The organism is Urechidicola vernalis (assembly GCF_031846385.1).
Classification (GTDB): Bacteria; Bacteroidota; Bacteroidia; order Flavobacteriales; family Flavobacteriaceae; genus Urechidicola; species Urechidicola vernalis.
Genome location: NZ_JAVRHV010000001.1, coordinates 850,869 through 865,475, shown reverse-complemented (window position 1 = coordinate 865,475; position 14,607 = coordinate 850,869). Strand labels below are relative to the sequence as shown.

The 14,607-nt window shown below is 33.2% G+C and carries 16 protein-coding genes; 5 read left to right on the top strand and 11 right to left on the bottom strand.

Annotation, left to right across the window (positions count from 1 at the left end):
* The first annotated feature begins 32 nt into the window (after positions 1-32).
* Positions 33-1,121 carry an amidohydrolase family protein gene (locus tag RM519_RS03855; RefSeq protein ID WP_432280174.1) on the top strand — a complete coding sequence of 363 codons (1,089 nt, stop codon included), beginning with the start codon at positions 33-35 and terminating at the stop codon, positions 1,119-1,121.
* 77 nt (positions 1,122-1,198) lie between these two features.
* Positions 1,199-2,410, top strand: coding sequence for a TlpA disulfide reductase family protein (locus RM519_RS03850; RefSeq protein ID WP_311592230.1), 1,212 nt, complete (start codon positions 1,199-1,201; stop codon positions 2,408-2,410).
* 175 nt (positions 2,411-2,585) lie between these two features.
* Here the strand turns inward: RM519_RS03850 and RM519_RS03845 are convergent, their stop codons facing one another.
* From RM519_RS03845 to RM519_RS03830, 4 genes are all read right to left on the bottom strand, one after another.
* Positions 2,586-2,945 (bottom strand): hypothetical protein, encoded by a 360-nt coding sequence (locus tag RM519_RS03845; RefSeq protein ID WP_311592229.1) that lies wholly within the window; start codon positions 2,943-2,945, stop codon positions 2,586-2,588.
* Between the two features lie 99 nt (positions 2,946-3,044).
* On the bottom strand, positions 3,045-3,707 hold the full coding sequence (locus tag RM519_RS03840) for a VOC family protein (RefSeq protein WP_311592228.1): 663 nt from the start codon (positions 3,705-3,707) through the stop codon (positions 3,045-3,047).
* A 78-nt stretch (positions 3,708-3,785) separates the two neighbouring features.
* Positions 3,786-4,559: a zinc ribbon domain-containing protein gene (locus RM519_RS03835; RefSeq protein ID WP_311592227.1), complete on the bottom strand. Its 774-nt coding sequence runs from the start codon at positions 4,557-4,559 to the stop codon at positions 3,786-3,788.
* A gap of 2 nt (positions 4,560-4,561) precedes the next feature.
* Positions 4,562-5,677 (bottom strand): Nif3-like dinuclear metal center hexameric protein, encoded by a 1,116-nt coding sequence (locus tag RM519_RS03830; protein WP_311592226.1) that lies wholly within the window; start codon positions 5,675-5,677, stop codon positions 4,562-4,564.
* A gap of 73 nt (positions 5,678-5,750) precedes the next feature.
* Between RM519_RS03830 and lpxK the strand changes: the two genes are divergently transcribed.
* Positions 5,751-6,770: a tetraacyldisaccharide 4'-kinase gene (lpxK, locus tag RM519_RS03825; protein WP_311592225.1), complete on the top strand. Its 1,020-nt coding sequence runs from the start codon at positions 5,751-5,753 to the stop codon at positions 6,768-6,770.
* A complete protein-coding gene (locus RM519_RS03820; RefSeq protein WP_311592223.1) occupies positions 6,760-7,572 on the top strand; it encodes a purine-nucleoside phosphorylase in 813 nt (270 codons plus the stop codon). Before lpxK ends, RM519_RS03820 begins: the two co-directional genes overlap by 11 nt.
* 2 nt (positions 7,573-7,574) lie before the next feature.
* On the opposite strand, the gene RM519_RS03815 is transcribed toward RM519_RS03820, so the two are convergent.
* Genes RM519_RS03815 through RM519_RS03800 form a run of 4 tightly spaced genes read right to left on the bottom strand, consistent with a single transcriptional unit; the run spans position 7,575 to position 11,100 of the window.
* Entirely contained in the window at positions 7,575-8,468 is an 894-nt protein-coding gene (locus tag RM519_RS03815; RefSeq protein WP_311592562.1) for a Ppx/GppA phosphatase family protein, read from the bottom strand.
* 15 nt (positions 8,469-8,483) lie between these two features.
* The gene (locus RM519_RS03810) at positions 8,484-8,972 is read right to left on the bottom strand and encodes a SixA phosphatase family protein (RefSeq protein WP_311592222.1); all 489 of its coding nucleotides are present in this window, start codon (positions 8,970-8,972) and stop codon (positions 8,484-8,486) included.
* Between the two features lie 31 nt (positions 8,973-9,003).
* Positions 9,004-9,654 carry a pyridoxamine 5'-phosphate oxidase gene (pdxH, locus tag RM519_RS03805; RefSeq protein ID WP_311592221.1) on the bottom strand — a complete coding sequence of 217 codons (651 nt, stop codon included), beginning with the start codon at positions 9,652-9,654 and terminating at the stop codon, positions 9,004-9,006.
* Between the two features lie 9 nt (positions 9,655-9,663).
* The gene (locus RM519_RS03800) at positions 9,664-11,100 is read right to left on the bottom strand and encodes a sodium:solute symporter (protein WP_311592220.1); all 1,437 of its coding nucleotides are present in this window, start codon (positions 11,098-11,100) and stop codon (positions 9,664-9,666) included.
* A 67-nt stretch (positions 11,101-11,167) separates the two neighbouring features.
* Between RM519_RS03800 and recR the strand changes: the two genes are divergently transcribed.
* The gene (recR, locus tag RM519_RS03795) at positions 11,168-11,785 is read left to right on the top strand and encodes a recombination mediator RecR (protein ID WP_311592219.1); all 618 of its coding nucleotides are present in this window, start codon (positions 11,168-11,170) and stop codon (positions 11,783-11,785) included.
* On the opposite strand, the gene RM519_RS03790 is transcribed toward recR, so the two are convergent.
* From RM519_RS03790 to RM519_RS03780, 3 genes are all read right to left on the bottom strand, one after another.
* A complete protein-coding gene (locus RM519_RS03790) occupies positions 11,786-12,331 on the bottom strand; it encodes a CopD family protein (protein WP_311592218.1) in 546 nt (181 codons plus the stop codon).
* Positions 12,332-12,396: 65 nt separating this feature from the next.
* Positions 12,397-13,419 carry a ferrochelatase gene (gene hemH / locus RM519_RS03785; RefSeq protein ID WP_311592217.1) on the bottom strand — a complete coding sequence of 341 codons (1,023 nt, stop codon included), beginning with the start codon at positions 13,417-13,419 and terminating at the stop codon, positions 12,397-12,399.
* On the bottom strand, positions 13,420-14,322 hold the full coding sequence (locus tag RM519_RS03780; RefSeq protein ID WP_311592216.1) for a helix-turn-helix transcriptional regulator: 903 nt from the start codon (positions 14,320-14,322) through the stop codon (positions 13,420-13,422).
* Positions 14,323-14,607 lie beyond the last annotated feature (285 nt).

Here is a 14,607-nt window from a genome sequence, read left to right as displayed (position 1 = left end):
CGGGATTGTTCAAAATGACACAAACAATAAATATGAAAAAAATACGCATCAACGGACATTCGCATCTATTACCATATCCAGAACAGATTCCCGCTTTTATGCGCGAAAAGGAAATATTTTGGGTAGATAAGGAACGTAGATTTATGTTGCAGAAAGGTTGGAAACGACCCGTTACAGATTCAAGTTTTTTCTTAAATGAAAAATTAGAATGGATGGAACGCAATAATATAGATCATGCGGTGGTACTTAACCTTTCACAGTTGTATGGCAATGCCTTGACGTATGATATAATGAAGGATGCCTTGCGTTTTCAAAATGATTTTAATGCGCAAATTCAGGCAGAGCATTCAAAAAAATTTACATGTGGGTTTGTAGTACAACCTGCTTTTGTAAGAGGTGCATTATGGGAAATTGAGCGATGCGTGGAAGAATTAGGATTGAAAGTTTTGTGCTTACCTACGCATTATATGGATACCACGGGAACATGGAAAGTGATATTTGATGAGGTAAACGATCCTATTTTTGAATTGGCAGATAAGTACAAGTTGGCCATTGAAATCCATCCGTATGATGGAAATAAAATGATTAAGTTAGAAGATAAAAATTGGCGTTTTCATTTAATTTGGATGTTAGCACAATGTGGTGACGCGTATCATTTCTATACTATAAATGGCTATCAAGAACGGTATCCAAATATCAGAACCTGTTTTGCACATGGAGGTCAATTGGCGCAGATGAGTTTAGGTCGTCGAATTCAAGGATTTGATGGTAGGCCAGATTTATTCGATGAAAAGGTACATCCAAGAAAGGCAGTAGGGCATAAGAATATTTATTTTGACACCTTAGTACATGATACAGACGCGTTCAAATTAATGGTTGAGAGGCAAGGAAGCGACCAAATTTTAATGGGCTTAGACGACCCTTATCCATTAGGAGAAATGGAAAGTGATAAACAATCTTCGTACCCAGGAAAGTTGTTAGATTTAACCCTAGAACGTGGTATTATCAATCAAACACAATATGACCAAATTTGGAATGAAAATGTGCTGAATTGGGTACATGGAGAAGATGTTGAATCAAAAGAAGCGTTAATTTCAAAAATTAAAAGTAGTGCTGATTGAAAATGAAGAAATAGGCACAAGTTTTTTTATTCGATGTATTTATCGTTATTTCGAACTTTTAAACAAAACATTTACACATGCGTTATTTATACCTTCTTTTGGCTCTAATCTTCGTTACTTCTTGTACAACTGGGCAAGGTCAAAAAACACTTAAAACAGGATTTTATAGAGTAGTGTTAGGCGCACAAGACAATGAAGAAATTCCATTTATTTTCGAGGCCAATTCAGATGGTACGCTTACTATTTTTAATGCCGATGAACGTATTAATGTTGACGAAATTCGCTATGTAAATGATTCTATATACATTAAAACACCTGTTTTTCAAAGTTATTTTGCGGGAGTGTTCGATGGAGATAATTTATCTGGAAAATACATAAATAAAACGCGTAAACGTATTACTTCATTTAACGCTACTTATGATAATGATCTAAGATTTTTAACGGAAGCAACAGCTGAATTTGATGTTTCTGGAGTATGGGAGACTGTTTTTAGCAAAGGAGAAAGGGGCGAGTATATTGCAAAAGCAATTTTTAAACAAGACGGTAAAAAGGTTACGGGAACTTTTAGAACAACTACCGGAGATTATCGTTATCTAGAAGGTATTATAGATGCCGATACTTTAAAAATATCTACTTATGATGGTGCACACGCTTTTTTATTTAAGGCTATTGTGAATGACTCGGTTATGCAAGGTCAATTTTATTCAGGAAATCATTGGAAAGAACCTTTCGTTGCGAAACGAAATTCAGAGTTTGAATTACCAGAAATTGATGAACTCACCTATTTAAATGATGGCTATGAGACTTTAGATTTTTCGTTTCTAGATGAAAACGGTACTATGATCTCATTAAGCGACCAGCGATTTAAAGATAAAGTTGTATTAGTACAAATTATGGGTACTTGGTGTCCAAATTGTTTAGATAGCAGTGTGTTTTATGCTCAGTTTCATAATGAAAATAAAAACAAAGGATTTGAAGTTGTTGCATTAACAGTAGAATTTAAAAAAACCGAGGAAGAAGCCTTTAAAAATATTAAAAGATTACGCAACCGAATAGGAATGACTTACCCAATTCTCTTGGCACAATATGGTTCTGGAAGTAAATCTGAAATGCAGAAAAAATTACCTGCACTGAATCATATCATTTCTTATCCAACAACTATTTTCATTGATAAATTTGGGGAAGTACGTAGAATTGATACAGGTTTTAATGGGCCAGGAACTGGTGAGAAATACACAGATTATACAACAGAATTTGAAACATTTGTTTCGGGTTTATTAGCGGAATAGGAGTTAACTAAGATTATTGGTTGAATGTGTCACAACGGTTAGGCTATGATTTCGTTGTGGGAACCACTAATTTAGTAAATAAACAGAAAGCCATTGTTCATTACGTCTGAAATTAATAAGGGAATTTCAGACGAAATGAACTATACACGTTGTTATATATTATGATACAGATTCACTAGTTCAATTCAAACTTAATTTCCAAATCACCCTCAGTTGCTTTGTAAGGGTCAAAAATCAAAGTTCGATTCCCTCCACCATAATAGTCAGTATACCATCTTTGACTTATTGTACCTGACAATTTTAATATTGGTAAACTTTCATCAGTTCCTAATTTTATTAGAATCGTATCTTTTGTGAACCCGTTTACCCAAACATTCATCATCGCGTATGAATCATTTTTATAAGGTTCAATAGTCCGTGTTGTTTTTTCTGAAAAATCAGTTATTTTTATTTTGGTTTTGTCACGCGATGTACAGGAGCTTAAAAAGCCAAAAAACAGTAATATAATTATTAAATGTCTAAGTTCTTTACTCATAGTTTCAATGACATTTTTCGTTCAGATGGGTAATATTGCATACAATATTTGGATAAACTCACTAGTGTGTTTAATTTTATTATATACCCAAATATAATATTATTTAAGACGAACTACTATAGGTTGTTTCAAGTTTTTGGAATTGCTATTTAAATGGATATTTCCAGTTTTAGTATTAAAATCATTAGAGTTAGATTCTGTTATAAAAAGAGATAAGAATGCTTTAATATCATGATTGTACTCCATAGAGATCATTTCTATCGAATTTATGCCATTTCTATGTTTGGTGTATTTTTCATGTTCATTAAAAGTGTGATGATATTCAATAAAAAAGAAATTAGTCAAAGGTGTTTCTTCAGGAAAGGTGAGATAGGACCAAAGCTTGCCTTCAATAATCTGGTGTTTAATTTGATTGATTCTTAGTGTTTTAGAAATATGCTTTAAAGGTAAACCCGTTAAAGCAATTTTAACAACTTCCATTTTAGATTTTAAAATGCGCTGATAGTTCTTAGCAATAGCATCGGTCGGATCTTTATATAGAGCAATAAACTCTAGAGAAGAGCCATTATTAAATTTTAGATGTGCATTTTCAATTCCATTTTTATGCCTTATACCTGGTTTTATGGTAAAACCCTGCGAATAATAATCATTTGTAATTGAATCCAAATTAAATACTTGGTAAATGACATGATCTAAATAAACCTCTTGTGAATGAGATAAGAAACTAGCAATCAAGAAGAGGAGTAAACAATATCTTCGCATAGCATAAAGATATAATTTTAATGCAAAAAAAAACCTCCTGATTTCTCAGGAGGCTTTGTAAAATAGTGTCTTTGGAAACTATGAAAATAATTTTTCCATTTTTTCTTTTTCTTCTGCAGCCAATGCAGCATCAACTAGAATTCTTCCAGAATGCTCATCGGTTATAATTTTCTTACGGTTTGCAATTTCAACCTGTCTTTGTGGTGGAATTGTAAAGAAAGAACCACCAGAAGCACCTCTTTCTACAGATACTACTGCTAAGCCATTGTTAGCGTTAGAACGGATTCTTTTGTAAGCACTTAATAAATGCTCTTCAATTACGCCTCCGAACTCTTCAGATTTTTTATGTAATAACTCTTCCTCTTTTTGAGTCTCTGTCATGATATCATTCAACTCCGCTTTTTTGTGCTTTAAGTGATCGTTTTTCGCCGCTAACTTTTCTTTGTTTTGGCTAATAACTTCCTTCTTTTGCTCAATTTTTGCTTTGTATTCGTTGATTCTTTTTTCAGCCAACTCAACTTCCAATCCTTGATATTCGATTTCTTTAGTTAAAGAGTCAAATTCTCTGTTATTACGAACATTTTTTTGTTGATCTTCATATTTTTTCACCAATTCACCTGACTCAACAATTGTATTTTTTTTGTTTTTAATGTCAGTTTCTAAGTTGGCAACATCCTCGTCAAGGTTTGTTATTCTTGTATTCAATCCAGCAATCTCATCTTCTAAATCTTCAATTTCTAAAGGAAGTTCTCCTCTAACACTTTGAATTTCGTCAATTCTTGAATCAATTAATTGTAAATCATACAATGCTCTTAATTTTTCCTCAACAGTAACTTCTTTTTTCTTTGCCATGATTATCTGTAATATATCGGGTTTGTATTGTTCTCTGATAAAACGATCTTACCTATTGGTAAGGCAGGTGCAAAATTAGTAATTTTTTTTGTAAGATAGTCAACTAAAAGGTTTTTTGTGAATTGCTCACTTTCGTAGTGCCCAATATCGGCTAAAACCAGTTTATTCTCTGCTTTAAAAAACTCGTGGTATTTTAAATCTGAAGTAACAAATATATCCGCTCCAGCCCCTTTAGCGGCATTAATAGCAAAACTTCCAGAGCCACCGAGTACGGCCACTTTTTTAATCGGTTTGTTTAGTAATTTAGAATGCCGAATACAATCGGTTTTCATGGTTTTTTTTAGGTGATTGAGGAAATTTTCTTCGCTCATAGTAGTTTCCAATTCACCTATCATACCCATGCCAATTTTCTGATGTTTGTTTTCCGTCGAAACAATGTCATAAGCAACTTCTTCATATGGATGATTTTTAAATAAGGCATTTAAAATTTTTCCTTCGTTTTGTTTCTCAAAAATGACACTGATTTGTGTTTCTTTTTCAATGTGTAATTCTCCTTTTGTTCCAATAATGGGGTTCGAGTCTTCATTTCCTTTATAGGTTCCATGGCCTTCTGCATTAAAACTGCACGAATCATAATTCCCTATGTTTCCAGCACCTGCTTCAAATAGTTTTGACCGTAAATTTTCTGCATTTTCACTAGGTACATATGTTGTTAATTTTCGAATCAATCCTTTTTTAGGAATTAGAATCTTTGTGTTTGATAAACCAAGTACTTCTGATATTTTGGCATTTACACCTTCAAAAGAATTGTCTAAAGCAGTATGCATAGCGTAGATAGCAATATCATTTTTTATCGCTTTTAAAACTACGCGCTCTACATAATTATTCCCATTTAATTTTTTTAGTCCCCCAAAAATTATTGGATGAAAACTAACAATGAGATTACAGTCTTTTTCAATAGCTTCATCAACAACAGATTCTAAGGTGTCTAATGTAATTAGCACACCGGTTACATCGGTGCCGTAAGCCCCGACTAAGAGCCCAACATTATCGAAGTCTTCAGCATGAGTTAACGGTGCAATTTCTTCAATACAATTTGTTATATCTTTTATTTTCATCCCTTGTTTGGCTTAAAATTCAAAGTTAATCTTTTGACTCGAATAATTATAATTGTTTCGTATTTTCGCAATAATGAGCGTATTTAGAAAATTATTGTTCCCTTTTTCAATCCTGTATGACGGAGTTACTTTTGTTAGAAATAAATTATTCGACACGGGTGTTTTTCGTTCTACAGCGTTCGATATTCCTGTTATAGTTGTTGGTAATTTAAGTGTTGGCGGTACTGGAAAAACACCTCAAATTGAATATCTAGTTAGGCTGTTGCAAAAGAATTGCAAAGTAGCCGTTTTAAGTAGGGGATATAAAAGGAAATCTACCGGGTTTTTACTCGGAAACGATAATACGAAAGTTCAAGAAATTGGAGATGAGCCCTTTCAATTTTTTAATAAGTTTAAGGAGATCTATGTAGCAGTAGATGAAGATAGAGTCCACGGAATAAATAAACTGAAAAGTTTAGAAAACCCGCCTGATCTTATTTTGCTTGATGATGCTTTTCAACATAGAAAAGTGAATGGGAAAACGAATGTTTTATTAACTCCTTATAACGATTTATATATAGATGACTTGGTGCTGCCTGCAGGTAATCTGAGAGAAGGTAGTAGAGGTGCAAATAGAGCATCAGTTGTTGTCGTTACAAAATGCCCTGGAGATTTATCTATGGAGGAGCAAGATGCGATTCGTTTAAGATTGAAACTAACAACAGAGCAGCACTTGTTTTTTACAACCATTCAGTATTCAAAGATCTTGAAAAGTGAAAAAAAAGAAATTTCACTTGATGATATTGAAGATTCAAAAGTTTTATTGGTAACAGGTATTGCAAACCCAACACCGTTGGTTTCCTATTTAAAAAGTAAAAAAATAGAGGTTGAGCATGTAAAATTTGGAGATCATCATAACTTTAGTGAAGGTGAAATTATTGATTTAAAAAATCGATTTGAGAAAATTACATCAAAAAATAAGGTAATTTTAACAACTGAAAAGGATTTTATGCGCTTAAAAAGCAGATTGGATGTTTATTATATCGAAATTGAAGTTGCTTTTTTAAGTGATGGAAAAATGTTTGACAATTTAGTAAAAGGCTATGTGGGATAAAGTACAAGAAACAGTTCAATATTTAAAAGAAAAGGGGATTTCTAATCCAGCCTTTGGTATTGTTTTAGGTACAGGCCTCGGAAATTTAGCGAATGATATTAAAGCGCATGTAAGAATATCTTATGAAGAGATTCCTCATTTCCCTGTTTCTACTGTAAAAGGACATCAAGGAGAGTTGATTTACGGAGAACTAGGAGGTAAGTTGGTTTTGGCAATGCGTGGGCGGTTTCATTATTATGAAGGCTACGATATACAGCAAGTAGTTTTTCCTATTAGAGTAATGAAATATTTAGGTATTGAAAAACTTATAGTTTCGAACGCTTCTGGGGGTGTAAATCCTGATTTTAGTGTTGGAGATATAATGCTAATTTCTGATCATATAAACTTTATGCCAGAACATCCTTTGCGTGGCCCAAATGATGAACGATTCGGACCTCGTTTTGTTGACATGCACGAACCGTATAGTTTAGATATGATTGCGTCTATGGAAAGTGTTGCTGAAAAGTTAGATATACCAGTTCAAAAAGGAGTCTATTTAGCCCTGCAAGGGCCTACATTTGAAACGCCTGCGGAATATGTAATGGTAAAAGTTGTAGGAGCCGATACAGTAGGTATGTCTACTGTTCCTGAAGTTATTGTGGCTAAACATATGGGTATGACTTGTGCCGGAATTTCAGTAATTACCGATTTAGGGGTAGAAGGGCAGGTAGTCGAGGTTTCTCATGAAGAAGTTCAAGAAGTCGCCAAAATTGCCGAAAAAACCGTGTGTAAATTGGTAACTGAGTTTATTGCCGTAAACTAAATTTAGATTTCGCTTTGATGTAATGTTTTTATGATTCCATCAGATAATCCAATTTTTGGAACAATAATCTTATTGGAATTACTCCATTTCATTGCATTTAAATAAATCTTAGTTGCAGGTATAATTACATCGGCTCTATCTGGATTTAAACTTAATTCTGTAACACGTTCATCATAACTCATCTGTTTTAAGAATTGATAATGTGCACTTAAATAAATGAATGATAAAGGCTTACCAGGCTGTCTCCCTGACATTTTAAATATTTTATTAATATTTCCACCAGATCCTATAACTGTAACTTTTCGCATGCCTTGCGTATTGGATTTGATCCAATCTTTAATTTCTGGCCACAGTTTTTTCTTATCGACCACTTTGTTAAGTAAACGAACGGTACCAATTTTAAAGGATTTTGAATTGATTAACTTGCCATTAGAAAATACTGTAAATTCTGTACTACCACCACCAACATCAACATATAAGTACGATTTGTCTTCTTTAATAACATCGGCTAAATCTGTGGAGAAAATGATTTCAGCTTCCGTTTTTCCATCAATCAAATCTATTTGAATACCTGTTTTGTCTAAAACAGAATCAATAACTTCATTTCCGTTAGACGCCTCTCTCATTGCAGATGTTGCACAGGCTCTATAATTTTCTACCCCATGAACATTCATTAATAATTGAAATGCGTTCATAGCATCTATCATCCTTTTTTCATTTGCTTTAGAAATTTTTCCCTTAACAAAAACATCGGCCCCTAAACGAATTGGTACCCTTACCAATGATGATTTTTTGATTTGCGGTTCGCTATTTTTCTTGGAAATAACATTCGCCACCAACAGTCTAATTGCATTAGATCCAATATCGATAGCTCCGTATTTTTTTATTTTCAAAATAATTGCGTTTAAATGTTATTTGAATTCCTTTGGAAAATCAGCTAGCAGTGTTTTTCCTCTTTTAATACTTTTCCAATGCTTGGTGTCAAACTGAATTCCTACAATTCCGCAAGTCGGAACGTTGTCTATAAATTTATTTCCATAGGCATTTACGAAATCGTTAATGCCATGGTTGTGGCTAAATATAATCGCAGAGTCGAATCCGTTATCTAAAGCTTTTATAGTTTTTACTAAATAACCGTCGCTAAAACTATACAGCGAATTGCTAATTTTTAAGTTAGCCATAGGGTATTTAAATTTCTTTGCAAAAATAACACCGGTATGCAGGGCTCTATTAGCACTACTGGAAACAAACACATCTGGACGGTCAATTTTGTCCATTAAAATTTTTGACATGAGGTGCGCATCATTAATACCTCTTTTCTTTAGGGGTCTATCAGCGTCATCAATCCCTTCGTATGTCCAAGACGATTTGGCATGTCTAACAATATATATGGTTTTCATAGATTCAATTTAACAGAGTCAAATATAAAAATTATGGGGCTAATCGTTCAATTTTCCAATTAAAATCTTCTTGTAAAGTATATCTAATTCTGTCATGCATTCTGTTGGGTCTCCCTTGCCAAAATTCCATTGAAATTGGTTTTATTAAAAACCCGCCCCAATGCGCTGGTCTAGGGATTTCTTTTCCTTCGTAGTGTTTTTCAAGTTCGTCCAATTTGCTATCTAGTATTTCTCGATTTTTAACAACTGAACTTTGATTTGATGCCCATGCGCCCAATTTGGAGCCGTCGGGTCTCGATTCGAAATAACCGTCGGAGATGTTTTCCGAAGTTTTTTCAGCCACACCTTTTATGATAATTTGTTGCTCCATATCATGCCAAAAGAAAGAGAGGCAGATATGAGGGTTTGCTTTTATAGCTTTTCCTTTTTCACTGTTGTAGTTCGTGTAGAAAATAAAACCTTCCCAAGTATATTTTTTTAATAAAACAACTCTGCTTTTAGGAAAGCCGTCTACTCCAATGGTCGCTAAAGTCATAGCGTTTGCTTCTTCTGTGGTGCTACCAAATTCTTCAACTTCATAATACCATTTCTGAAATAATTCCATTGGGTTTTCAGGAACAGAATCTATGGATAAACCCTTTTTTTGATATGTTTTCCGATGGTTGCTTAAATCTTTTTCCATACTGCAAATTTACTTCTTCTTTCTGAATAAGAATAGGCCTAAATAAGTTAAAAACCCATTTAAGACAAGGACGAAAAACCCAAAATCAAATCCGAATGATTTTTTGGAATAGATACTAATTAGAATGGTTAAAACAGGTGCTAAAATAGCAATATATGGTACGGCGTTGTCATTCACCTTTTGCTTGGTAAATAAGCCGAATGCATAAAGTCCTAGCAATGGACCATAAGTATAGCCAGCAAATTGGAATATTTTTGCAATGACGCTTTCATTTGCTATAAAATATTTAAACACTAAAATCGTAACAATAAGAACTAATGAAAATGCAATATGAACCCTTTTTCTAATTCTAATTTGTTCTTCTTCAGAATTTTTTTGGTCAATTTCTAGTATATCAATGCTGAATGATGTTGTTAATGATGTTAAGGCACTGTCAGCACTAGAATAGGCTGCCGCAATTAAACCGAGTAAGAAAAACAAGGAAACACCAATACCTAAATCTCCTAGCATAGCAATGGAAGGGAATAAATCGTCTTTGTGAGCATCAATTCCTGCACTAGCGGCGTAATCGGTTAGTAAAATACCTAATGCTAAGAAGAAGAAATTTACAATAACCAAAACGATGGTAAACCAAAAAATGTTTTTCTGAGCATCTTTTACTGTTTTACAAGTTAAGTTTTTTTGCATCATGTCTTGATCTAAACCAGTCATTACAATGGCAATAAAAGCACCTGAAAAGAATTGTTTCCAAAAATAATTACCTGCATTAACATCGTCAAAAAAGAAAGTTTTTGAGAGGTTACTATCGGCTACATAAGAGAATAAATTTTCAATTTGTAGCGAATCTGAAATGGAATAAATGCAAATTCCAACAGCCAAAAGCATAAATAAAGTCTGTAGCGTATCTGTCCAAACAATGGTTTTTATGCCGCCTCTAAAAGTGTATAGCCAAATCAATAGAATAGTGATAACAACAGTTACCCAAAACGGAATATTATAACTGTCAAAAAGAATAAGTTGCAACACATTTGCTACCAAAAATAACCTAAAGGATGCCCCAACAATTCTAGAGATAAGAAAAAAGGACGCTCCCGTTTTATAACTTTTATCTCCGAATCTATCACGCAAATACGTATAGATTGAGGTGAGGTTTAAGCGGTAGTAGAGCGGCATTAAAACAAGTCCTATTACTGCATACCCAACAATATACCCCAAAACCATTTGCATATAAGAAAATTGTTGTCCTTCTACCCATCCTGGTACAGATATAAAAGTGACCCCAGAAAGTGAGGCGCCAATCATTCCAAATGCAACAACATACCAAGGCGATTGTCTATTCGCCTTAAAAAAAGCATCGTTACTTTCGTTTTTTCCGGTTAAAAATGAAATAAAAATTAAAAGCCCAAAATAGGCTGCAATCAATAGGATTATGTGAATAGGTTGCATAAACAGAATTTTATCAAAGAAACTAAAAATAACTTTATTTGTTGCATTGAATTCTTACTTTTGTTGAATGAATTTTTCATCGAAACTTTTAGAGAATGCCGTAAATGAAGTGTCTCAATTGCCTGGAATTGGTAGAAGAACTGCACTGCGATTAGTATTACATTTACTTAGGCGACCAAATGAGCAAACGCATCAATTGGCTAGTGCCTTGAATGAAATGGTTGATTCGATAAAAAACTGTAAAAAATGCCATAATATTTCTGATGTCGAATTGTGTGAAATTTGTGCTAGTAACAATAGAAATGAAGAAATTGTTTGTGTTGTAGAAGACATTAGAGACGTAATGGCAATTGAAAGTACAGCACAATTTAAAGGCGTTTATCATGTTTTAGGTGGAAAAATATCACCGATGGAAGGTGTTGGTCCTCAGAATTTGACTATAGAAAGTTTGGTAGGAAAAGCCAAATCGGGTTCAATTAAAGAGGTAATCTTTGCATTAAGTTCTACTATGGAAGGAGACACCACTAATTTTTATATATACAGGCAATTGGAAGGGTTGGGTGTAACCATGTCTACAATTGCAAGAGGGATTTCTGTAGGAGATGAATTGGAATATGCTGATGAAGTAACTTTAGGAAGAAGTATTATTAACCGAATTCCATTCGAAAACTCCCTTCAGAATTAACTATTCTTCCTCATTTTTAATTCTAACTTTTTTATAAAGTTGTATTCCTCCCATTAAAAGCAGACCAACTGCTACGATGCCAACAACACCCCAAATCCAATTAATAGTGCTTTTTAATACTACTAAAAATACAATGGCAAATAAAAGTATTGTAGCCACTTCGTTAAACATGCGTAGTTTAAAAGACGAAGATTTTATAATGTCATTTTGCAATTGAGAATAAATACGTTGGCAAACCAAATGATATAAAATTAACAACCCAACAAATCCAATTTTAATAAGCATCCAACTCATGGTTAAATAAGCGGGGTTTTGCACTAACATCCAAATAGCAAAGCCTGTTGCTAGAATTGCTGATGGCCAAGTAATAATATACCATAAGCGCTTACTCATTAATTTGTATTGCTTTTGCAGAATTTCTTTTTCAGGACTAGATTTAGATTCAGCCTCAGTATGATAAATGAACAGCCTTACAATATAAAAGAGACCAGCAAACCAAGTAATTACAAAAATGATATGAAGTGACTTTAAATATAAAAATTCCATAGTTTGGCGCGTTTAGTTAAATCAAAAATAAGGATATTTTATTCAGATGCAGAAATTGATTTTTACTAATTTTTATTATTCTCCCAGTTCTTGGTCCATTTTACAACGGTATCTACCCATTTGTCATCATCATTTAAGCATGGGACATGAAAATATTTTTCGCCACCTGCTTCTAAAAATTGCTCCTTTCCTTCCATTGCAATTTCCTCTAGTGTTTCAAGGCAATCGGTAACAAAAGCCGGAGTTATAACCGCAATTTTCTTTTTTCCTTTTTCGGGGAATGCTTCCAGTTCAAAATCAGTATATGGTTTTAACCAAGGATCTTTCAATAATCGAGATTGGAATGAGTTACTATATGTTTTTCCTTCTAAATTTAATTGTTTAACAATCTCTTTAGTAGTTTCAAAACATTGATGTCTATAACACGTTTTGTGTGCTTCTGATGGCTTATTACAGCAAGATCCATCAAGTTGACAATGTGACTTTGTAGTGTCCGAAATTCTAATATGACGCTCTGGAATACCATGGTAAGAGAATAAGATGTGCTCGTAATCAATTCCTTCCAAATGCCTTTGAATACTCTCTACCATTGTGTTTATGTATTCTTTATCATTGTAAAAAACAGGAAACGTTTCTAATTTTATAGATGGAAAGTCTTTTGCTATAACCTCTTCCGCTTTAACAACCACAGTTTCATAACTAGACATGGCGTAGTGAGGGTATAATGGAACCATAAATATTTCAGTAACACCTTGTTCATGTAATTCGTTAATTCCTTTTTGAATACTCATACTCCCGTAGCGCATTCCTAAGGCAACCGGTATTTTTACTTTCTGTTTAAACTTTTCAGTAAAGCGTTCTGAAAGCACAATCAATGGAGAACCTTCGTCCCACCATATTTTTTTATATGCTGCCCCCGATTTTTTTGGTCGTGTATTTAATATAATTCCTTTTACTAGTAAAAAACGTTTCCAATAAGCCATATCAATTACACGTTCATCCATTAGGAATTCGTCTAAATATTTGCGTACATCTTTTGTGCTAGTGCTATCTGGTGATCCCAGATTTACAAGTAATACTCCTTTCATTTAATTAATTTCTTGTTTGGTAAATTGTTTTGGGGTGATGCCAAATTTCTTTTTAAAAGCAACGATAAAATGGCTAGATGTTGAATAACCAACTTGCAAAGCAACTTCATTTACATTGTGTCCATTTTCCGATAATAATTTTTTGGCGTGCTCCATTTTGTAATGGAATAAAAAAGTAAATACAGGCATTCCGTACAATTCTTTAAAGCCCATTTTTAATTTTTTAATATTCAGCCCCACCATTTTAGAAAGTTCTTCTAAACTAGGTGGTGATGCCATTTCTGAGGTAATAATATCTTTTGCTTGTTTAATTTTTTGGACCGTATCTTCATTCGCCATGAAAGGACATCTCTCCGCATCGCTCTCATCATTCATGTTAAAATACATGCTTAGTAATTCATATATTTTTCCTTTTATATAAAGGGTCTTTAGTGAATTGTTAACCTTTTGTTGAAAGATTTGATGCAAGATGCTTTTTACAAAATTTCCAGTTGGTTTTGTTTCAATAATAGGTTTTCCCAACTTCATGTTTTCAAAATTGAAAAACAAATTATCATCTTCAGAAAATAACGAATGAAAATGCTTTAAAGGTATCATAATGATAGCCAATTCAGAATGTGGTTCCATGGTAAAAAGCAGGTTTGAATTCAACTCCTTATAATAAATCAAACCGGATTCATCTTCGTGTAATTCAATTTTACAATGTTCCATATTAAAGGCAACAGTACAAGTCTCTTCTAAACAAAAATAGAGTTGTATGTAGTTATGCTCTAAATGTTGAAAGTAACGCTCTTCTTCGCTGCTTTCATTTTTAATATGTAGTATAGAAAAGTGTCCACTTTCTTTGTGGAATATTTCCGGACTTTTGTCGTTGTTTTGTCGTTCAATACCTTTAAAATGCATATTGTACTTTTAGCGTGGTTTTATCCATAATTAATGCAAAAATACAGTATTTTATAGTTGTATTTGTTGTTCTAAATGTAATATTTTTGACTAGAGATTGAATTTTAGAAGGTGCTATTTCATCATGATTTAGGCTTGTTTCTACTGATAATAAAGAGATTGCACTCTTATTTAAAACGAATATAAATTAATAGAAGTCACTCATTTCGATACTATTAGTCCTTTTATCGATGTTTTTACAAAAATGATGTTGGTACTTTTGGCGATATTTATTTGACAACTTAA